Here is a 19,160-nt window from a genome sequence, read left to right on the forward strand (position 1 = left end):
GCAGCTTATCAGAAGCGCAGAATTAAGCGACCTCCGAAACGGCTTTTTGTCGCCTCAGGACACTCAGAGCACGTACTTCAGCCCGGTGCCTGCAGTCCGGCTCCCAGGAACGGAATCAGCTTATCAAATACCTGGCTGATATCTGTGGTTAAACCAAACTCATGCTGCGCCATCGCCATCAGCGAGTCGGCCCCTGACAAGGTAAACACCGTGGCTCCCAGCATAAAATGAATACGCCAGAAGCGTTCTTCATTGCTCAGCTGTGGCGACGCTGCGGTCACTAACGCCATATAACGATTAAAGACAGTACCGTATTCCTGCTTCAGAAACTTACGCACATGGCCCTGCCCCTGGGTATAAGCCAGGCCCAATAACCGCATAAAGATACCTAAACGGCGCTGACTGAGTTCGTCCTGCACACCTTTATCATCTTCAAGCGCAGTAGCCGGCAACATCATCAATACCGCATTCAGATCCGGCTGTGCACTGCCACGTTGCTGCTGATAGGCATCCACTTGCTGATCCAGACGCTGGCAAAAACTGTTCAGGAAACGGGCAAACACCGCCTGGATCAGTTCCTTTTTGGAACCAAAGTGATAATTCACCGCCGCCAGATTGACCCCGGCCTTAGTGGTAATATTGCGCAGAGAAGTCTCAGCAAACCCTTTCTCCGAAAACAACTCTTCCGCTGCATTGAGAATTGCCTTAGCCGTATCTTTATTCGCCATGCCGGCCGGACTCCCCGAAACTCATGAATTACCGTCATAAAAACAACTGTTTCAAACATACGTTTAAAACATTCTGAACGCAAGCCCCGGCGGCTTTCCCCGGTACTCCTGGCCGACATTGCAGTATTCCTGCCCTCCCGCTAACCGTAGAACTAGGTCGTGAAAAGGTCGTACAGTGGCCTGCGGCAAAATTCGCAGGGGGGTTTACAGCAGCAAAAATACTGTATACATTTACAGTCACTGTATGGATCACCAGTTTGGATAAATATCATGATCAAGCTGACCGCGCGTCAACAGCAGGTTCTCGACTTTATTAAGTCATCACTGGAAGACACCGGCTTTCCGCCTACCCGCGCGGAAATTGCCAACGAACTGGGTTTTCGCTCACCCAATGCCGCTGAAGAACATCTCAAGGCACTGGCACGTAAAGGCGCCATTGAGATGATGGCTGGCGCCTCACGTGGTATCCGGGTCGTAGAAGAACACAACCCGGGTCTGCCAATCGTTGGCCGGGTTGCTGCCGGGGAGCCTATCCTGGCACAGGAACACATCGATGATTATTGCGAAATCCCGCCCAGCTTCTTTAAACCTGAAGCCGATTACCTGCTTGAGGTACACGGTGACTCTATGATGGAGGTCGGCATCCTTAACGGCGACTACATTGCCGTTCATCGTATGGATACCGCCCGCAACGGTGAAATTGTCGTCGCCCGGGTGGGTGATGAAGTCACCGTTAAACGTTATGAGAAAAAGCGCAGTAAAGTGCTGCTGCATCCGGAAAACAAAGACTACCAGCCAATCGAAGTTGACTTAAAAGAAGCCGATTTCGCCATTGAAGGGCTGTACGTCGGCGTCGTGCGCCGCAACTAAAACGCCAGGGATAATCAAACGTTCAGGGGGAAATATGCGTCAGTTAACTCTCGAAGTTGAACCAACCGGCTTGTCACTCAGTAGTCAGCAGCGACCGGCTATCTCCCGTGGCAGCCTGACCGAGCTGATTCTCAGTGAAGGCAGTGCCGTACAACCCATGCAGCTGCTGCCGTTATTAGCACAATGTTCAGCACAACAACGCTGGCTGATGTGGATGAGCCCATCCATGCCCATGAACAAACGTTATCTCGAAAGCCTGGGACTGGAAAACTCAGCCGTTATTCACCTGGATGTCTGTGCCGATACACAAATGGTACTGGTAGAAAAAGTACTGGCTGCTGCAAACAGTCATATCATCATTGAATGGCAAGGGACACTGCACGACAACCAGCGGGAATGTATCCAGCAGCAAGCCTGGCGCAGTGGCAGCCAGGTCATTCTGATTCAGCGTCGTTAATCGCAACGACGTACATTTTCAGCCAGCCCGTTGGCGCGCTGGAAATACAACAACTGCCTCATGCCTGATGCAGAAACGAAAAAAGCCTTGCAGTCTTGCAAGGCTTTTTTTTGACGGGTTGCGGTAATCAGCAATCAGTGCAGCTGATTGTGATATTCCGGTTGTTCAAAATCATCACGCTCCACTTCCATGCCGGACAACTCCCCCACTTTACGTACACCGGCCTCCAGCATCACCCGGGCGATGTCCATATGATGCGCCTGTAAACTGGCCTTTGCATCATCAGAAAAATGAATACTCACCAGTGCATCGCCATCCTGCTCATCTGCACGACGTAACGCGATATCACCATTCGATAACTCTACAATTTCAAAAAAGCGTGCCATATCCGCCTCTCGTTTCCGGGCGCGGGAGTGTACCACAGCGCTGTTTCATTATGGGGTTGAATTCACCCGGTTGCGCATTATTTTTTCAGAAGTTGAATGACTTACTGACGCTCAGAAATGCCAGCAAAGTGCAGGAATCGCGATAGCGTCAGCTCTCCTGACGGTTTTCCCGTTGCAGATCAATCAGTTGCGTTAACTGGCCTAGCCAGGCAGAAATATCCGGCTGATTTTCCTGATGCAACTGAATCATTCCCGGACGCACCGCCTGAGGCTGAGAATGGCTTTTGCTATCCGCCTGGCCCACCGCTTCAGCCGCATTCAGCATGGCCTTCAGCCAGGAGAAGCTGTCGTTTTCCAGATATTCCAGCTCTTTCATTTCGCCGGTAATCAAAGGTGTATCAGCTAATAACTGCGCCAGACCGGAAACCGGCTGACGGTAGGTCGCCAGCTCAGCCAGTTCATGCAGATAAGAGAGATAGGCATCACGCAGAGCATATAAAGCGCTGTCCTGCAGCGCTTCATGCAGCGCCAGGGGCTGTGTGGTCGTGTCGGCTTGCTGTAACAACAAACGACACTGATACAACTTATGATTGGTAAAACTTAACCAGCTGGCCATCAGACGCTCCCGCAAATAAAAGTGCCGACTTTTCAGAAGTCGACTTTCAGACCCACATGAAAGCCATCACCCAGCTCCAGCCGGTCACTGATATCTTCCAGTTTGATGCTGGTATAACGATAGCCGGCGTAAACACGGGCGGTCGGAATCAGGCTGTATTGCAGGCGTAAATCGCTGTCAAACAGGTTTTCCGCATCCGCCACCGATACCACAGGTGGTGCGTAATAGGCGTAACCGGCCACACTGACATCCGGTGCCTGGGGAATGCGGTAACGGAAAAAGCCCCCCAGACCAATACCACCACCACTGTGATCTTCAGCACCACGACTGGCAAAACCATAAATTTTACCACCCACACCAATATACAGGTTGGTATCCTGGTTACGCACATCAACGACATGCACTCCCAGCGAGGCAATTTCGCCGTCATCGGTATGGTGCAGGACATCCATACTGACATGCATCCCGGAACCGACTTTGGTGGCGTCGTACGAAGCACGTACCATTTCGTCAGCCAGGCTGACATCCAGAGAGCCACCGGCCTGTGCACCAGCGGAGATGACCAGCAGAGATGTCATCAGAGCTTGTTTCAGCTGAGACATAAAAATTCCTCAGAGTATGACTCAGTAATCGAGCACAATTAGTATAAAAGACAGAATTGTCGGGCATGATAGCAGTGCGGCGCATGGGGTGAAACCACATGCGCCGCACTGCTGTTCAAAGAAGAGTAAAACGATCTGTTCAGCGATTGGTTATCGCTGTTACTTCATTAACTCCAGCAGCAGCTTATTCAGCTTGGCAACGTATTCCGCCGGTTGCTTCAGCTGACTGCCTTCCGCCAGCTGCGCCTGCGCGTGAATCACCTGTGCCAGTTCAGAGAAACGATCTTCATCCTGTTCCTGATCCAGACGGGCAATCAACGGATGACCCGGATTCACTTCCAGCGATACTTCCGCCTCCGGCATTTGCTGGCCAGCCGCTTCCATCAGACGACGCATATGGCCACCCATATCGTACTGACCCACCACCAGACACGCCGGAGAATCGGTTAAGCGTGAGGTTACCCGCACCTCTTTCACCTGACCTTCCAGTACCTTTTGCAGTCGTTCAACCAGATCTTTATGGCTTTCTTCCAGCTCTTTTTGCTGCGACTTTTCCGTTTCGTCTGCCAGCTCATCCAGATCCAGTTCGCCTTTGGTGACGTCCTGGAAGACCTTGCCATCAAATTCGTTCAGATGGCTGACCATCCACTCGTCCACACGATCGGTCAGCAGCAGTACTTCAATACCTTTGTTTTTGAAGTACTCCAGGTGCGGGCTGCTGGACGCAGCGGCGTGATTATCACCGGTAATGTAATAAATCTTCTTCTGCCCTTCACGCATACGGGCAAGGTAATCTTCCAGCGCAACACTCTGGGTTTCACCGTCACTCTGAGTCGTTGCAAAACGGAACAGCTTGGCGATTTTTTCTTTATTGGCAAAGTCTTCTGCCGGACCTTCTTTCACGACTTCACCGAACTCATTCCAGAAGTTCTGGTATTGTTCCGGTTCATTTTTCGCCATTTTGGTTAAGGTATCCAATACCCGCTTAATCAGCGCACTGCGCATGGAATCCACCTGCTTATCCTGCTGCAGGATTTCACGCGAGACGTTCAGCGACAGGTCGTTGGAATCCAGCACACCTTTAACAAAGCGCAGGTACATCGGCAGGAACTGTTCGGCGTCGTCCATAATAAAGACACGCTGCACATACAGCTTCAGACCGCGGGTTGCTTCACGATTCCACATATCAAACGGCGCTTTCGACGGAATGTATAACAGGCTGGTGTAATCCAGCTTGCCTTCTACCCGGTTATGCATCCAGGTCAGCGGCTCATTCCAGTCATGCGATACATGTTTGTAGAATTCTTTGTAGTCGTCGTCGCTCAGTTCTGACTTAGCGCAGGTCCACAGCGCTTTGGCTTCGTTAACCGCTTCCGGTACTTTTTTCTTGTCGCCATCGTCGTCTTCTGCATCGACTTCCTGCGGCAGGTACACAGGCACAGCGATATGATCAGAGTATTTTTTAATCAGCGACCGCAGACGGAAGTTATCAGCAAACTCTTCTTCACCGTCTTTCAGATGCAGAGTGATACGTGTACCACGCTCCGCTTTGTCGATACTTTCCAGTGTGAAGTCACCCTCACCGGCAGACTCCCAACGGGTAGCGCTATCGGCGGCATCACCGGCACGGCGGGTTTCTACCGTGACTTTGTCGGCAACGATAAAGGCCGAATAAAAGCCAACACCAAACTGGCCGATTAACTGCGAATCTTTCGCCTGATCACCACTCAGCTGGCTGAGGAACTCAGCGGTACCGGATTTGGCAATGGTACCCAGATGATTCACCACATCGTCGCGGTTCATACCAATACCATTGTCTTCAATGGTGACCGTTCTGGCTTCGGCATCAAAATCGATGTGCACCGCCAGATCACCGTTGCCTTCATACAAAGCGTCATTTTTCAGGGCTTCGAAGCGCAACTTGTCACAGGCATCAGAGGCATTGGAAACCAGTTCACGCAGGAAAATTTCTTTGTTGGAATACAAAGAGTGAATCATCAGGTGCAGTAACTGTTTTACTTCAGTCTTAAAGCCCAGTGTCTCTTTACTGGCTGCGGTCATGCTTTTCTCCTCTCAATCGCTAAAACAATAAGCAGACGGGTTATGACTCTGTATCTGGGGGCCAGTCAACAGAATTCAAGCGTTGTTGTGCTGCTGAATTCACATAACCCATAAGTGATAATCAATTACTGTTGCGAAAGGGCTCAGCATTGTTCCAGCCAGAGTTATTATTTACTGCCGGCCATTGCTTTATGCTGCACTTATTAGCAATAACTAAAACGATACAGTGATGAAACGGACGCAATTATTGATCGCCACCAGCCTGTTAACCAGTGGTGCAGTACTGGCCGATAACCGCATCGATTACGACATCGATAACGATGGCCTGATTGAAATTTTCACCCTTGAAGATCTGGATCAGATACGCCACGAAGCCGATCCGCAAAGCGGCCTGATTACCGGGGCGACGTTATATGGTAACAACGACGGTTGTGCCCCCGGTGACGATAACCAGCCTCAGTGTCATGGCTACGAACTGGCGGCGGACCTGTCCTTCGACAGCAATAATAATGGCGAATTTGATCCCGGCGACAGCTTCTGGAACGACGGCAAAGGTTTTGCTCCATTTGGCCAGTTCAGTCCCAAATTTGGCGCCGAGTTCCACGGTAACGGCTTCGCGATCAAACACCTTTATATGAACTACCCGGAACAGCGCTTTGTCGGTTTATTCAGCTACAACGAAATGGCTTACATACACGACCTGACGCTGAGTGCAGAAATCATTGGCGGCATGCACTCCGGCGCTCTGATCGGGCACGGCTGGCAAACGCGCATTAAAAACATCCGGGCAAACGTTACGGTTCGTAGTGGTGCCGATCAAATAGGTGGTTTGATCGGCATTCTTGAGGATGGCTCTCGTGTGAGTAACGTCGCACTGGAGGCTGAACTATTCAGCAATTACCGCACTGGCGGCCTGATTGGTCAGGCGGCCGCCAGCGAATTTTCTGACATTGCCGTCACCGCTCACTTTCACAATTATTCCGACCTGAATGACAAACCGGGCTGGCGCTGGATGGGCGGGGTTGCAGGTTGGAGTGATGACTCACAATACCAGTCAATTATTGCTAATAGTCATTTTGATGTCAGCGCCAGCATCGGCGGAATTCTGGGTACCGCTAACCTGGATAGCCTGAGCGACGTTCTGGTCGTTGGCCAGGTCACCTCCGCAAGAAGTGCGGCCGGTATGGTTGGCAACGATTACAGCGAATCCGGCACCAGAGGTGTAACCATTAGCCGTGGCATCAGCTTATTACATATCCCCGATACAGTAGCCGCTGGCGGCGTCGTCAGCTCGGACAGTCATTATAAAAGTGCAGCGATGGCATCGGTATTCTGGGCCAGCGACCTGAGCAATACCACCCAGCGCATCGCCAACAACCCGAATGCCGGCAGTAACGATGTCCGCGCTAGTGATATCTATTGCGCTTCCGAAACCAACAACTGCAATGGGCTGATTTTCACCGGGTTTGACCAGCCGACTAACCATGAGGGTCAACGCTTATGGCATTTCAATAACAACAGCCAAACACCGCAATTATTACTAATGGGGAAGCGCTACCCGACTCTGGATCCAGATTCAGATCCAGATCCCAAGCCTGACCCGGACAAGGGTGATAACAATAATTCAGGGGGTGCCTGGTGGCTGTGGTTATTACCCATCGGCGTATTAGCCCGCTACCGCCAGGCATAACCGTCGGCTTTATTTACCCGCCAGCGCCTCGCTCTGGCGGCGGCGCTGCAGCAGATTATGACCAATCAGCAGCAGCAATGCCGCCCAGATAAACACAAAGGTGAGGACTTTTGTCCAGTCGAGAGTTTCACCAAACACCAGAGTCGCCAACAACAACGCAATGGTTGGCGCCAGGTACTGAAAAAAGCCCAGTGTACTGAGTGGCAAACGACGTGCCGCCATCGCAAACCAGATCAGCGGCGCAGTCGTGACCACGCCCGCCAACGCCAGCTTTAAACCATCCACAGACGGCGCGGCTAACGCTGCACCGCCATCAATCCAGATCAGATAAATCAGCGCCAGCGGCGTAGCCATTGCCGTTTCAAACCACAGGCCGGTATAAGCATCGGTCGGCACCAGCTTACGCAACAAGCCATAAAAACCAAAACTGAAGGCCAGCACCAGAGTAATCCAGGGCAGATACCCCACCGCAATCACCTGTACCGACACACCAATTGCCGCCAGTGCCAGTGCCACCCGCTGTACCGGAATCAACCGCTCCTTCAGGAAAATCATGCCAAGAAAAACTGACACCAGCGGATTAATGTAATACCCCATGCTGGCCTCCAGTACCCGGTCGACACTGACCGACCAGATAAAGGTCAGCCAGTTAACCGCAATAATGGCCGAGCTGGCTATCATCACCATCACCTGTTTCGGACTGGCAAAAATGCTGCGCAACCCCGACGCCTTGTAGCTGAACCACAACAACAATGACACCAGCAAAAACGACCAGACAATACGGTTGGCCAGCACCTCAAACGGGGCAATATCACCCAGCCATTTAAAATACAGTGGCGTCAGTCCCCACCAGACAAACGCCAGCGTGGCGAATAATGCGCCCTGATTAGTATCCTGCTTCATAACGGCTCAACAGAAAAAGCGCGATATTAACCACTTCCTCAACAAGCTGCCAGTGATGTTTTGTGTCGCTTGTTTACCGCCGTCAGGCTTCTGTTGCCCCCGGGTAATAACTTCGTAAACGCTGATGGCGCTGAGCTAAGTCATCATCTGGCATCAGGTCGGTAACAATCGCCGCCGACAACATACCACAGGCTCGGATATGAGCGATATTATCGCCGGTAATACCGCCGATACAGGTCAGCGGGAATTCCTGACCAACGCGGGCGCACCAGTTGCTCAGCCTGGTATATCCCAGCGGTGGGTATTTCAGTTGTTTGGATAGTGGTGGATGGACCGGACCAAAAGCGATATACGACGGCTTAAACGCGCGCGCCCGGGCAATTTCCCATTCCGTATGGGTACTGACACCTAACGCTAAACCGGCGCTGGCAATGGCACTCAGATTGGCTGCCAACAAGTCCTCCTGACCCAGGTGCACACCATAAGCACCCAGTTCAATGGCCAGCGGCCAGTCATCGTTAATATACAGCGGAATATTGTGCTGCTGACACAACTCAATCGCACGCTGCATATCACGGCGGTAACTGCCGGGACCGAATTGTTGCTCATACTGCGCGCGTGATTTTACCCGCCACTGCAGGGTATCGACCCCCAGTGCCAGCAGCTGTGTTAACCAGTCCAGGTTATCAACCAGACCATATAACCCCAGGGGCCGCTGCAGCACAGGAAATTCCAGGTTAACGGCTCCGGTCAGCGGATACACCTGCGGCCACTGTCCGGCGGCTAAATTTCCCATTCCGTCTTTATCAAGCACGTCAGCCCAGGCATTTAAATAGCCGGACGGCGTGTATGACGCCTGCTGAATCACCACACTCATATTGGCGGCAGCCAGCAGCAACGCATCATAAATACGCTCAGCGTTAGCCAGATAACCAGCCACGGCAGAGGCAAAGTGACAGCCGCTGCCATGGATCTCTTGCCTGATACGTGGCTGCTGAATAATAAACTGCGTTAATACCGCTTGCTCCGGTTCAGAAATATTCGCGCCGGCAAAACATAAACTCTGAACATAGTCGCAATCGATATCTGAATCACCACCACTGATCACCACATAAGAAACACCCGCTTGCTGCAGCGCTTCTCCGGCTTCAGCAGCTGTTTGACAACCGCTGAGCTGCAGTGCCTCCTGTTGATTCGGCGTTATGACATCCACCAGCGGCAACAGTTGTTTTAACAGCGCTAGTTCACCAGTTGCCAAACCTCCCTGCGACGCAGATAAAACCGGGTCCCAGACTATCCATCCGCCCGGTAACTCATTTTTATATTCGCTCAGTTTGTCGGCTAACCAGTTAATAAAAGCTTCGTCTTTGGGAAACCAGCCAATTTTAATCGCCTGTGGAAAACCATCTTTTTTTAGTGACTGCCATTGTTGCTGCAGAAATTCGACGGATACCGTTTCAACAGCATCAACACCCCAACTGCTTTGTGCGGTGAGTGCGCTGACCAGCGTTCCACACTCGACATCGAGTGCGTGTGCCATTTTTAAATCGGCCTGCATTCCAGCTCCGGCACAGCTGTCCGATGCACTGATGGCCCAGATTTTATTGCGATTGGTTTCATTCATAGTCGAATCAATCATTCGGGAACGTTAAATAAATACAGTGTTGTTTTTGAGAGCAGCGACAGGATGTCGCGTCCGCGCGGCAGGGCCAGGGATGGCCCTTCGGCGCGGCGGCAAAAAATAACACTGTGTTTATTTTCTGCTGCGCTATCTAAGAAGCTATTAACTCTGATGCCAGAATGGCATTCCCAGAGTTGGCGTTGACGCACTGGCCACCTGGCGCTCCTGCATCATGCCAGCCCGGTAAGCCATCCGCCCGGCATTGACCGCATCAGAAAACGCTTTTGCCATTAATACCGGATCGTGCGCCTTCGCCACGGCGGTATTTAATAACACCGCATCAAAACCCAGTTCCAGCGCATCCATCGCCTGTGAGGGTTTCCCCAGACCGGCATCGATAATTAAAACGTCGTTCGCCAGGCGCTCTCGTAAAGTCATTAACTGATGGCGGTTTAATAATCCTTTACCGGTACCGATCGGAGCGCCCCAGGGCATCACTGCCGGGCAGCCAGCCGCCAGTAACTCTTTGCACAACACCAGATCATCGGTGCAATAAGGCAACACCTTAAAACCCTGCTGTACCAGAGTATCGGCCGCTTTCAGTAACTCAGTAGGGTGTGGCTGCAAGGTATAATCGTCACCGATAACTTCCAGTTTAATCCAGTCTGTTTTAAATAATTCGCGCGCCATATTAGCCAGCAACAGCGCTTCGTCAGCACTGTGACAACCAGCGGTGTTGGGTAAAATTTTACAGCCACTCTGTTCAACAAAAGTCTGCACATACTGCCAGTGACCGTTATCCGCCACCTGTTGCGCGGTTTGCCGCCGCAACGATAAAGTGACAAAGCCGGGTTGTGCGGCGATCAGGCTGTCGCGCATAATTTCCGGCGAAGGATACAGGGAAGTACCTAGCCAGAGGCGACCGTTAATTGCCTCACCGGCGATCGTCATTGTATTGTCTGTCGTCATCGTTAACCGCCGGTAATTGCACCCAGAATATCTAACTGATCGTTATCATTAAGCTGCGTTTCAGCGTACTGCGACACAGGAATAATGGTTTGATTTAAGGCAACCACAATATTGCCCTGTACAACCCCAGCAGCACTGACATAGCCAAGTGTCATCAGGAGCTGCTGCAACGTCTGAATCACATCAAAGCGTTGTTGTTCACCGTTTATTGCCAGATTCACATTGATGCTCCTTCGCTGGTTTTGATACCGCCACCCAGCCCCAGCGACAGCCCGTGGCTGGTTATTAACTGAGATTCAAACTGCTGTAAAAAACCGGGCGCCAATAAAAAACCGTGACGGAAGAGACCATTCAGTCGAATCAGGTTGGCATTGCTGTAAATCACCCGCGGTTTATGATCGTTAAACGCCGGCCGTAAATTCACATCAGTTTCGATAATCCGGGCCTCGGCCAGCGCCGGACTTAAACAATACAACGCGCTTAACATCTCCAGCGCCGAACGCACACTGAGTGGTGACTTATCCTCCGACTCAATTTCCGTAGCACCCAGAATATAACGATACGCGCCCTGAGGTGTTTGCCCCTTAGGCACCAGATACAAGTGATAACGCGGGTGTAACAGGCGCACCGGCCGGCTGATAAATACCTCCGCCGATTCAATCCAGCACACCTCGCCGCGCACTCCCCGTAACGGCTGACTGGCCGTCAGAGCCGATTTAGCTCCGACACCGCGACAATCAAGTACGATGGCCTGCTCGCTGATCGCGGTTAACTCGTCATCGCTGACATCACAATTAAATTCAAACTGCACCCCCAACTGCTGCGCCTGTTGTTGCAATAACGGCAGCAACGCGCGGTTATCCAGGTGCATTTCCTGGGGTAAATAAAAACCACCACTGAAACCACGATTCAGCCCGGGCTCCAGTTCCTGAACCTGCTGCCGGTTCAGTTTGCGCACACACTCAGGGGTGAATAAACCATACTGCGACATTTCCTGTTCAAACTGCTGCAACTCGCCCAGATCGGCCTGATGGGCAACCACCAGCGAACCCTGGCTGCCGTAATCCACAGCCACACCCGAATCCTGTTGCAGCTGAGTTAATAATTGTGGCCACAGGGTTAAGCTGCGTTTACCCAGCTCGAACAAGGAAGCGTCACACACATGCCGCTCGGCATAAGGGGCCACCATCGCCGCCGCGGTATTTGCCGCACATTCCAGCTGGGCTGGCGCTGATTTTTCCAGCACACGGATTTGTCCGGCCCGCTGTGGGTGTTGCCGCGCCAGCCGCCAGGCAATTAACCGTCCCAGCAAACCGGCACCCACAATCACCAGCGGCTGATAATCTAACCCCGCCATCAGCTTTCAGCTACGTGATACAGTTCGCTGCCCTGCTCACGAAACTGCTGTGACATGTCCGCCATGCCCTGCTCAACTTCCGCCTGTTTTGCCTGTGCTTCAGCCGCCCAGTTTGGATTATCCGAAGAGGCATCCCGCACCTCCTGGGAAATTTTCATCGAGCAGAATTTAGGACCACACATGGAACAGAAATGCGCCACTTTATGGCCGTCTTTCGGCAATGTTTCGTCGTGGTAAGCACGGGCGGTATCCGGGTCCAGTGCCAGGTTAAACTGATCAATCCAGCGGAATTCAAACCGTGCCTTCGACATCGCATCATCATGCAACTGCGCCGCCGGATGGCCTTTCGCCAGATCCGCGGCATGAGCGGCAATTTTATAGGTAATTAAGCCCTGTTTAACGTCATCTTTATTGGGCAAACCCAGGTGTTCTTTCGGTGTGACATAACACAACATGGCACAGCCATACCAACCGATTAACGCTGCACCTATGCCGGAAGTGAAATGGTCGTAACCCGGTGCGATATCCGTGGTTAATGGCCCTAAAGTGTAAAACGGTGCTTCATGGCAGTGTTTTAACTGCTCATCCATATTTTCTTTAATCATATGCATCGGCACATGACCCGGACCTTCAATAAAGGTCTGGACATCGTGTTGCCAGGCAATTTTGGTCAATTCACCCAGGGTGCGCAATTCAGCAAACTGGGCTTCGTCATTGGCATCAGCCACCGACCCCGGGCGTAAACCATCCCCCAAAGAAAAACACACATCGTAAGCCTTCATGATGTCGCAGATTTCTTCAAAGTGGGTATACAGAAAACTTTCCTGATGATGTGCCAGGCACCATTTGGCCATAATAGAACCGCCACGCGATACAATCCCCGTCACCCGGTTGGCCGTTAACGGAATATGTTGCAGTCGCACCCCGGCGTGAATAGTGAAATAATCCACCCCCTGTTCCGCCTGTTCGATCAGGGTATCGCGGAATAATTCCCAGCTCAGGTCTTCAGCCACACCACCACATTTTTCCAGTGCCTGATATAAAGGCACAGTACCGATAGGAACCGGCGAATTACGGATAATCCACTCGCGGGTTTCATGAATATTTTTACCTGTAGACAAATCCATCACCGTATCGGCGCCCCAACGGGTGGCCCACACCATCTTTTCCACTTCTTCTTCGATGGACGAAGTTACCGCCGAATTACCAATATTGGCATTTACCTTAGTACGGAAATTGCGACCGATAATCATAGGTTCGGTTTCCGGATGATTAATATTATTCGGAATAACCGCACGGCCACGGGCCACTTCGTCGCGGACAAATTCCGGAGTAATCATTTTCGGAATACTGGCACCAAAGCTTTCTCCCGGGTGCTGGGTTTCCAGTGCTTTTTCTAACTCAGCTTCTGCCAGCGCCAGATTCTCACGGATGGCAATGTACTCCATTTCCGGGGTAATAATGCCCTGACGGGCGTAATGCAACTGGGTCACATTGCGACCGGCTTTGGCTTTTTTCGGTTTACGCTTTAATTCAAAACGTAAATCTTCCAGCGCGATATTCATCTCACGGATTCTGGCGTAATCGGAGCTGAATGCCGCCAGTTCTTCCACATCGCCACGTTCCACAATCCAGTTTTCACGCAGTGCGGTTAATCCTTTGCGGACATCAATGCTGACATCCGGGTCGGTATAAGGGCCGGAGGTGTCGTATACCCGTACCGGAGGGTTATATTCAGTTTTACCTTCCGCCAACTGAGTCGGCGTTAATTCAATTTCACGCAGGCCCACGCGTACATCCGCGCGGCTGCCACTGACGTATAACTTGCGCGAGGCCGGAAACGGCTGAGTGGATAATTCATCGACTTTAATAGCGTCTTTTAACGCCGTAGCGCTGGGAGTGTTATTTGCCATGCTGAGTCTCGTTTTTACATTCAGAAAATAAAAAACGATCAGGCAGGCAGCGGACAGGAAGAAAATAATCAGGGCGGCAAGACAGCCTGCCCGTCACACAGACCCACAGGCAGAATGCGGGCTGCTTTTCTGTTCCCTACGCTGGCTCTAACCAGATCAGGTTCAACGGGATCCGCTTATGCGATCTCAGCTCCCCATTTCAGGCAGAGCACCCCGACAGAATTCGCGAAAATCATACGGCGGCTGGCGTTAACTTACAAGCCGCCGTGTCATCATCCTTTAGCAGGATGGACAGTTATTCAGCCGCCACCGCTTTGCTGGCGGACTCAGCTTGTGCCGCTGCCGCTTCGCTGACGGCTTCCACGGCGGCTGCCGTATCAGAGTCAGCGGCGTCAGCCGGCAGACTTTCAACAGCGGCGCTTACCGGTTCATCGTAACGTAACCATTCCTGACTGCGACCAATCCAGGACACACCGATGTAACCACGGACTTCCAGCGACTGGCCGTCTTCAGCAACGTCCAGTTTGGATTTATAAATCGAACCGGATTTCGGATCGAGAATGCGGCCGCTGCGCCATTCACCTTCGCCTTCACGCTCCAGCCCCCACATAAAGGTCAGGCCTTCGATCGGCTGATTATGAAATTCGTCCGGGCATTCTTCGCAGCTTTTGCCCTGATCTTTTTCGCGCAATAATTTTACGATAGTGCCTTTCAGTTCGCCGTCCTGCGACACTTTAATCTCGACCACCGATGCCTGGGAACCATCTTCATCATCAATGGTTACCCAACGACCTTCAGCAATGTCCGCGACAGAAGAGAACGACATCAGACCCAATGCCGCCATAGTGAGTACTTTTTTCATGAACTGACCTCAAAGTGCAGTTTGTTGTTATTGGTGTTGTTCGTGTTATAGGTATTGTGATCAGCGCCAGGCCGACAACTTAACTGGCGCAATTGGCCTGACCACTTTAATTCTTCGGCGCTTAAATGCAACCCAAAAGTGCGGCGGATGCAGTGTTGCGGATAGCGGACAATATCCATGACGGCGGGTGCCGCCACAGCGGATCGGCCAGTACACCAGGCGGTTGAACGATAGTAGCAACCCGGGGGAATATTGACTCTGGTATCATCCGGAAGGATTCAATACCGGATCAACCACAGGAACACGCCGATGTTATTGCCCCAATACCGCGCGCTTGCGCTCATTGCTTTATTGACCAGTGGCTGTGCTCAGCAGCCGGCCAGCACAACAACCGCTGCAGAGCCGCGACAACCGTTAACCGGCCAGTGGCAGGTGGAGTCGGTTAATGGCGGTGGCATTATCGACGCCAGCCATCTGACTCTGGTGTTTATTGACGCTGAACGTATCGCGGGTTCTTCCGGCTGTAACCGCTATAACGCCGGCTTCAGCCAGCACGACAAAGATATCCGGATCAGCGCCCCGGCCAGCACCCGGCGGGCTTGTGCGCCGGCACTGATGCAACAGGAACAGAGATTCCTGCAGGCGCTGAGTGAGTCGGTCAGTTACCAGTGGCAGGATAACCACTGGGTGATTTTTTCCGATGACAAGGGCGAGCCGCGGCTGAAACTGATTCAGCAAAACCCCGCGCCATAACCCTCAACCCTCAGGGTTTATCGCCGGCGGCCAGGTAAATCAGAAAATGCGGCCGGTGCACACTGTTGTTGGAAAGCAGCGCTGAAAAAATCCAGCTGCAGGCTGTGTCGGGCAAAGCGCTCGGGCGGGTAACACGCTATCTCAAGTGTCCCCTGTTGACCTAATACACAATCGGCCAATGCCGCCACTCCTGGCGATACCGGCACCACTGCAGCCACTGGCCACATAAGCATTGCACCAGCCAGGCAGCAGCCCTAATAACGGCTTACCATCCGGGGTATAACTCGAGACTCCGGCGATGTAATGATTCAGTTGCGCCTGCGCTAATAACGGGCAATCAGCGCCTGCCAGTTTTCTTCCAGCGCCGCCCAGCCCTGGGGGTCCTGAGGAAATGCCAGGCTGTGAATATCCTCCGGCAACTGCGTGGCATCCGTTACACAGCCCTGGCTGTCGCGCAGGCCAAATAACAAAGCACCGTTTTCGCTGCGGAAATAAAAACCGTTACGCTGATCAATCAGCATTGGCATTGCCCGCGCCACCAGAGAAAGCCGGCAATGCGGCACGCAGTGCGTCGGCCTGCTGCCATTGCGGCAAGCAGTTAATCGGCGCTGTCAGGCCAGCTGCTGTTGCCATCGAGTGGCAGTTCCTGGTGCTGCAAGGTACGGCAGAAATCACTGCCATCGGCGCTGTAAAATACATCACCCAGGCTGTCGTAATCTTTACTGGCAACCTGATCACGGGCTTTCTGATTGGTACTAAAACCATAGAGATTAAACCAGTTCACCAGATCGAGCTGGGTGATTTCCGACAGGGAAATCAATAACCAGTCGTTACGGCTGATATCCGCCAGTTCATTAAAACCATAACTGTCGAAGCCCAGTTTATTGCGCATCGCCAGCCAGCGGGTTTCGTCACTATCGGCCTGCCAGTACTGGCGCAACCAGATATGCAGCCGCGGATACAGGTGCCAGCCATTTTCCAGCTTACCCATCTGCTGTGCTGCCATCATCAGTTGCAGATAAATAGCGTGGTGCTCACTCCCTGAACCACTGCGCTGAGCAGCGACATAATCAAATGCATTGTCGGCTTTTTTACTTTGTTGCAGAACCTCAAACAGCTCTTTAAACGGTAATGCCTGACACGAGGCACTTTCGCCGGTTTCCTCCTCATATATGGACTTGGCATAATACGAATAAAAATTGGTATTGGAATGGCCACCGTAGCCTTCAAAGCGCATTTCAGAACGTTCGATACCATGGCCCAGTTCATGAATATCGCCATGCCCTACCGGGCTGAAATTCCAGCCGGCATCATAAGGATTGCCGGAACAGCCCCAGCCACAGGTCGGCTGATCGGCGTTCATATGTTTAACGATATCAATGGTATCGATAGCCAGCCCGCGCTGTGCAATAAAGTCGTGTATTTCACCCACCTTATCGATACCCGGCCCCTGAAAACCGGCTAACACATGCACTTTATTATGGGTATATCGCATGGTGGCATTGGCGAAATCGGACGCCAGTGGCCAGATACTGTCCTGCAGAGAAGCATTCAGTTTTGGCAGGCGTGAATGCACTTCAAAACCTGCGGTGGCAATTTCAGCCCAATCGTATTCCGCTGCAGCCATCCTTGCGGCAAAATCAGCGTCATCATTTTTATCGCGCCAGTGTGGATGACGGCCCACCTGTTTAAATTCAAACTCAACGTCAACATCTTTCTGATCAAAACCAATCTGTACCGGACCACCGTAACTGGAGGTAAACCGGAAGGTGTCACCCGGTTTGATTTCAATCGCCTGACTTTTCAGGTAATACGGACGATTGTACTGATTATCGCTGAAAATATGGGTCGCTCCGGTTCGCAGCGTATTAATAAATACATGGGTACTCACCGCAGCATTGTCCTTACGACTGACCGTCATGGTGACACCGGGAATCGCATACACTCCGGCAGAGCGGAAATACGGTTTTGCCGTCAGCGTGACGTTAACGTTTTCGGGAGTAATATGGCTGAAATCCGAACGGCTGAAATTCCCCATATCCGGCTGCACCGGGTTGAGATCACGACTGTTATATACGGCATGATCGGCATAAAACGACTGCAGAAATGCCAGGGTATCCGTGGTGTTTTTATCCATTGGATAACGCACCTCACGACGATAATAATCCGCCAGTAAAATCAGCAGTTTGGGTAACCGGTAGGCTGACAATGACTGATCGAACAGACGGAACTGACGGGCATCGTACTGATTAAACATCGCTTTAACAGCGCTGGCACCGGCTGAAAAGGCGGATTCCAAACCGGAGTCCGGCGGACAGCTGCGCACCTCACAAGCGGTTAAATCGACGTTAAAATCGGCCGTTTTAAAATTGCTGAGCAAGGTTTTAATCGCGGTCATATTATCAGGTAAACGGCCCAGCAGACTCTGCGGATTAAAATCCGTCAGCCCCAGCCGGGACCAATAATTATCTTTATTAAAACCAACATTAAGCAGCTCAAAAATCGCTTTACCCAGCGGTTTATGATCGCCGTTGTGATGCACATATAACAGAGGAATTCCTCGCTGCAGGGCCTGCTTAATTGCCGCCTGTGCCGGAGCCAGCTCGGCGTCATTCCGCAGGTGTTGCGATACCAGCAGAATATCCGGCGCCTGTTCCAGGCAGCCCGCTAACGCCGCACCGTTACAACTGCTCGCCTCGTTATAACTGACTTCACCCTGATAATGATCATCAAACCAGCTGCGTACCGCGCTCCGATCAGGAAAATAATAACTCTGATCCAGCTGACTGATTACCACTCTGAGCGGCCGCTGGGTACTGCCCGTTACGCCACTGAGCCAGTGCATCGCATTATTCAGAAACTGATCAAACGACTCGTTATGGCTGGTACGCAGCGGGTTACCACCAAACACCAGATACCGGCTGTTTTCGCTGACCTGACTGCGGCTGCCCGCCACCGCCAGCGGCAGCTGGTGCACCTCATTACCTTCCTGCCAGCTGGAGTTGCTGTACAACACCACATCGTTAAACGGATATTGGCTGGCAATTAATGATGAGTCGTGGCTCGGGTTCCAGCTTAACTGGCTCAGGCCACTGCTGCCGCTGCCAAACAGGCTGCGTTTAATACCATCAAAATGACCGACCTGAGCATTAATATCGCTCAGCGCGGCATCCAGCAACAATGCTTCATCCTTGATCGGCCGCACGTCGCCACTGCGTAACGCTTTATCCAGTGCACTTTCCTGCACCACCGGCTGGCTGTCGCCAGAACCTCCAGAACCACCACAGGCGGTCAGTAATATCAGGCTGCCTAACGTCAGGCACAGGGGTATGATTTTCATAAGTTATTATTCCCATCCGGTGATTAAAATCA

General features: G+C 52.0%; 19 protein-coding genes and 1 riboswitch. Of the genes, 4 read left to right on the forward strand and 15 right to left on the reverse strand.

Translation table 11 applies throughout. The annotated features are described in order from the left end of the window. Positions 1-77 precede the first annotated feature (77 nt). Entirely contained in the window at positions 78-728 is a 651-nt protein-coding gene (locus tag ACFOMG_RS12830; protein WP_376867101.1) for a TetR/AcrR family transcriptional regulator, read from the reverse strand. Between the two features lie 270 nt (positions 729-998). Here ACFOMG_RS12830 and lexA point away from each other — a divergent pair, with 270 nt between their 5' ends. Both lexA and ACFOMG_RS12840 read left to right on the forward strand, forming a co-directional pair. Continuing rightward, positions 999-1,598 (forward strand): transcriptional repressor LexA, encoded by a 600-nt coding sequence (gene lexA, locus ACFOMG_RS12835; protein ID WP_376867102.1) that lies wholly within the window; start codon positions 999-1,001, stop codon positions 1,596-1,598. Between the two features lie 34 nt (positions 1,599-1,632). After that, positions 1,633-2,055 (forward strand): SulA-like leucine-rich domain-containing protein, encoded by a 423-nt coding sequence (locus ACFOMG_RS12840; protein WP_376867105.1) that lies wholly within the window; start codon positions 1,633-1,635, stop codon positions 2,053-2,055. A gap of 134 nt (positions 2,056-2,189) precedes the next feature. Here ACFOMG_RS12840 and ACFOMG_RS12845 read toward each other — a convergent pair whose 3' ends face one another. The 4 genes from ACFOMG_RS12845 to htpG form a co-directional block, all read right to left on the reverse strand. Next, positions 2,190-2,441: a hypothetical protein gene (locus ACFOMG_RS12845; RefSeq protein WP_376867107.1), complete on the reverse strand. Its 252-nt coding sequence runs from the start codon at positions 2,439-2,441 to the stop codon at positions 2,190-2,192. Positions 2,442-2,589: 148 nt separating this feature from the next. Then, positions 2,590-3,057, reverse strand: coding sequence for a DUF6586 family protein (locus ACFOMG_RS12850; protein ID WP_376867109.1), 468 nt, complete (start codon positions 3,055-3,057; stop codon positions 2,590-2,592). A 32-nt stretch (positions 3,058-3,089) separates the two neighbouring features. After that, complete coding sequence (locus tag ACFOMG_RS12855; protein WP_376867110.1) at positions 3,090-3,659, reverse strand: YfaZ family outer membrane protein; 570 nt, start codon at positions 3,657-3,659, stop codon at positions 3,090-3,092. Positions 3,660-3,818: 159 nt separating this feature from the next. Next, on the reverse strand, positions 3,819-5,720 hold the full coding sequence (gene htpG / locus ACFOMG_RS12860; RefSeq protein ID WP_376867112.1) for a molecular chaperone HtpG: 1,902 nt from the start codon (positions 5,718-5,720) through the stop codon (positions 3,819-3,821). A 229-nt stretch (positions 5,721-5,949) separates the two neighbouring features. Here htpG and ACFOMG_RS12865 point away from each other — a divergent pair, with 229 nt between their 5' ends. Then, a complete protein-coding gene (locus tag ACFOMG_RS12865) occupies positions 5,950-7,410 on the forward strand; it encodes a hypothetical protein (protein WP_376867113.1) in 1,461 nt (486 codons plus the stop codon). Positions 7,411-7,419: 9 nt separating this feature from the next. Here ACFOMG_RS12865 and rarD read toward each other — a convergent pair whose 3' ends face one another. The 7 genes from rarD to ACFOMG_RS12900 form a co-directional block, all read right to left on the reverse strand. After that, on the reverse strand, positions 7,420-8,313 hold the full coding sequence (rarD, locus tag ACFOMG_RS12870) for an EamA family transporter RarD (protein ID WP_376867115.1): 894 nt from the start codon (positions 8,311-8,313) through the stop codon (positions 7,420-7,422). 82 nt (positions 8,314-8,395) lie between these two features. Next, complete coding sequence (locus tag ACFOMG_RS12875) at positions 8,396-9,937, reverse strand: bifunctional hydroxymethylpyrimidine kinase/phosphomethylpyrimidine kinase (protein ID WP_376867116.1); 1,542 nt, start codon at positions 9,935-9,937, stop codon at positions 8,396-8,398. Between the two features lie 159 nt (positions 9,938-10,096). Further along, the gene (locus ACFOMG_RS12880) at positions 10,097-10,903 is read right to left on the reverse strand and encodes a thiazole synthase (protein ID WP_376867118.1); all 807 of its coding nucleotides are present in this window, start codon (positions 10,901-10,903) and stop codon (positions 10,097-10,099) included. Positions 10,904-10,905: 2 nt separating this feature from the next. Then, entirely contained in the window at positions 10,906-11,124 is a 219-nt protein-coding gene (thiS, locus tag ACFOMG_RS12885) for a sulfur carrier protein ThiS (protein ID WP_376867120.1), read from the reverse strand. Beyond that, positions 11,121-12,260 (reverse strand): FAD-dependent oxidoreductase, encoded by a 1,140-nt coding sequence (locus tag ACFOMG_RS12890; RefSeq protein ID WP_376867122.1) that lies wholly within the window; start codon positions 12,258-12,260, stop codon positions 11,121-11,123. Before ACFOMG_RS12890 ends, thiS begins: the two co-directional genes overlap by 4 nt. Beyond that, positions 12,260-14,173 carry a phosphomethylpyrimidine synthase ThiC gene (gene thiC, locus ACFOMG_RS12895; RefSeq protein ID WP_376867123.1) on the reverse strand — a complete coding sequence of 638 codons (1,914 nt, stop codon included), beginning with the start codon at positions 14,171-14,173 and terminating at the stop codon, positions 12,260-12,262. Before thiC ends, ACFOMG_RS12890 begins: the two co-directional genes overlap by 1 nt. Positions 14,174-14,289: 116 nt before the next feature. Further along, positions 14,290-14,399: riboswitch (TPP riboswitch) on the reverse strand. 69 nt (positions 14,400-14,468) lie between these two features. After that, complete coding sequence (locus ACFOMG_RS12900; protein ID WP_376867125.1) at positions 14,469-15,035, reverse strand: DUF2147 domain-containing protein; 567 nt, start codon at positions 15,033-15,035, stop codon at positions 14,469-14,471. Positions 15,036-15,344: 309 nt separating this feature from the next. Here ACFOMG_RS12900 and ACFOMG_RS12905 point away from each other — a divergent pair, with 309 nt between their 5' ends. After that, positions 15,345-15,788, forward strand: coding sequence for an META domain-containing protein (locus ACFOMG_RS12905; protein WP_376867127.1), 444 nt, complete (start codon positions 15,345-15,347; stop codon positions 15,786-15,788). A gap of 323 nt (positions 15,789-16,111) precedes the next feature. Here the strand turns inward: ACFOMG_RS12905 and ACFOMG_RS12910 are convergent, their stop codons facing one another. Genes ACFOMG_RS12910 through ACFOMG_RS12920 form a run of 3 tightly spaced genes read right to left on the reverse strand, consistent with a single transcriptional unit; the run spans position 16,112 to position 19,128 of the window. Beyond that, positions 16,112-16,315, reverse strand: a complete 204-nt coding sequence (locus ACFOMG_RS12910) for a hypothetical protein (protein WP_376867128.1) — start codon at positions 16,313-16,315, stop codon at positions 16,112-16,114. After that, the gene (locus tag ACFOMG_RS12915) at positions 16,299-16,421 is read right to left on the reverse strand and encodes a hypothetical protein (protein WP_376867130.1); all 123 of its coding nucleotides are present in this window, start codon (positions 16,419-16,421) and stop codon (positions 16,299-16,301) included. The genes ACFOMG_RS12910 and ACFOMG_RS12915 overlap by 17 nt, the downstream gene beginning before the upstream one ends. Beyond that, positions 16,387-19,128, reverse strand: coding sequence for an ImpA family metalloprotease (locus ACFOMG_RS12920; RefSeq protein ID WP_376867131.1), 2,742 nt, complete (start codon positions 19,126-19,128; stop codon positions 16,387-16,389). The genes ACFOMG_RS12915 and ACFOMG_RS12920 overlap by 35 nt, the downstream gene beginning before the upstream one ends. Positions 19,129-19,160 lie beyond the last annotated feature (32 nt).

The organism is Bacterioplanoides pacificum (assembly GCF_042648445.1).
GTDB classification, from domain to species: Bacteria; Pseudomonadota; Gammaproteobacteria; order Pseudomonadales; family Oceanobacteraceae; genus Bacterioplanoides; species Bacterioplanoides pacificum.

What these genes read in the sequence shown, in the direction of transcription:
- ACFOMG_RS12920 (WP_376867131.1), bottom strand. Translation starts at nt 19,128, where the DNA reads ATGAAAATCATACCCCTGTGCCTGACGTTAGGCAGCCTGATATTACTG.
- ACFOMG_RS12905 (WP_376867127.1), top strand. Translation starts at nt 15,345, where the DNA reads ATGTTATTGCCCCAATACCGCGCGCTTGCGCTCATTGCTTTATTGACC.
- ACFOMG_RS12865 (WP_376867113.1), top strand. Translation starts at nt 5,950, where the DNA reads ATGAAACGGACGCAATTATTGATCGCCACCAGCCTGTTAACCAGTGGT.
- lexA (WP_376867102.1), top strand. Translation starts at nt 999, where the DNA reads ATGATCAAGCTGACCGCGCGTCAACAGCAGGTTCTCGACTTTATTAAG.
- ACFOMG_RS12875 (WP_376867116.1), bottom strand. Translation starts at nt 9,937, where the DNA reads ATGAATGAAACCAATCGCAATAAAATCTGGGCCATCAGTGCATCGGAC.
- thiC (WP_376867123.1), bottom strand. Translation starts at nt 14,173, where the DNA reads ATGGCAAATAACACTCCCAGCGCTACGGCGTTAAAAGACGCTATTAAA.
- ACFOMG_RS12890 (WP_376867122.1), bottom strand. Translation starts at nt 12,260, where the DNA reads ATGGCGGGGTTAGATTATCAGCCGCTGGTGATTGTGGGTGCCGGTTTG.
- ACFOMG_RS12880 (WP_376867118.1), bottom strand. Translation starts at nt 10,903, where the DNA reads ATGACGACAGACAATACAATGACGATCGCCGGTGAGGCAATTAACGGT.
- rarD (WP_376867115.1), bottom strand. Translation starts at nt 8,313, where the DNA reads ATGAAGCAGGATACTAATCAGGGCGCATTATTCGCCACGCTGGCGTTT.
- ACFOMG_RS12850 (WP_376867109.1), bottom strand. Translation starts at nt 3,057, where the DNA reads ATGGCCAGCTGGTTAAGTTTTACCAATCATAAGTTGTATCAGTGTCGT.
- ACFOMG_RS12855 (WP_376867110.1), bottom strand. Translation starts at nt 3,659, where the DNA reads ATGTCTCAGCTGAAACAAGCTCTGATGACATCTCTGCTGGTCATCTCC.
- ACFOMG_RS12840 (WP_376867105.1), top strand. Translation starts at nt 1,633, where the DNA reads ATGCGTCAGTTAACTCTCGAAGTTGAACCAACCGGCTTGTCACTCAGT.
- ACFOMG_RS12845 (WP_376867107.1), bottom strand. Translation starts at nt 2,441, where the DNA reads ATGGCACGCTTTTTTGAAATTGTAGAGTTATCGAATGGTGATATCGCG.
- ACFOMG_RS12910 (WP_376867128.1), bottom strand. Translation starts at nt 16,315, where the DNA reads ATGCCAATGCTGATTGATCAGCGTAACGGTTTTTATTTCCGCAGCGAA.
- ACFOMG_RS12915 (WP_376867130.1), bottom strand. Translation starts at nt 16,421, where the DNA reads ATGGCAACAGCAGCTGGCCTGACAGCGCCGATTAACTGCTTGCCGCAA.
- ACFOMG_RS12900 (WP_376867125.1), bottom strand. Translation starts at nt 15,035, where the DNA reads ATGAAAAAAGTACTCACTATGGCGGCATTGGGTCTGATGTCGTTCTCT.
- htpG (WP_376867112.1), bottom strand. Translation starts at nt 5,720, where the DNA reads ATGACCGCAGCCAGTAAAGAGACACTGGGCTTTAAGACTGAAGTAAAA.
- ACFOMG_RS12830 (WP_376867101.1), bottom strand. Translation starts at nt 728, where the DNA reads ATGGCGAATAAAGATACGGCTAAGGCAATTCTCAATGCAGCGGAAGAG.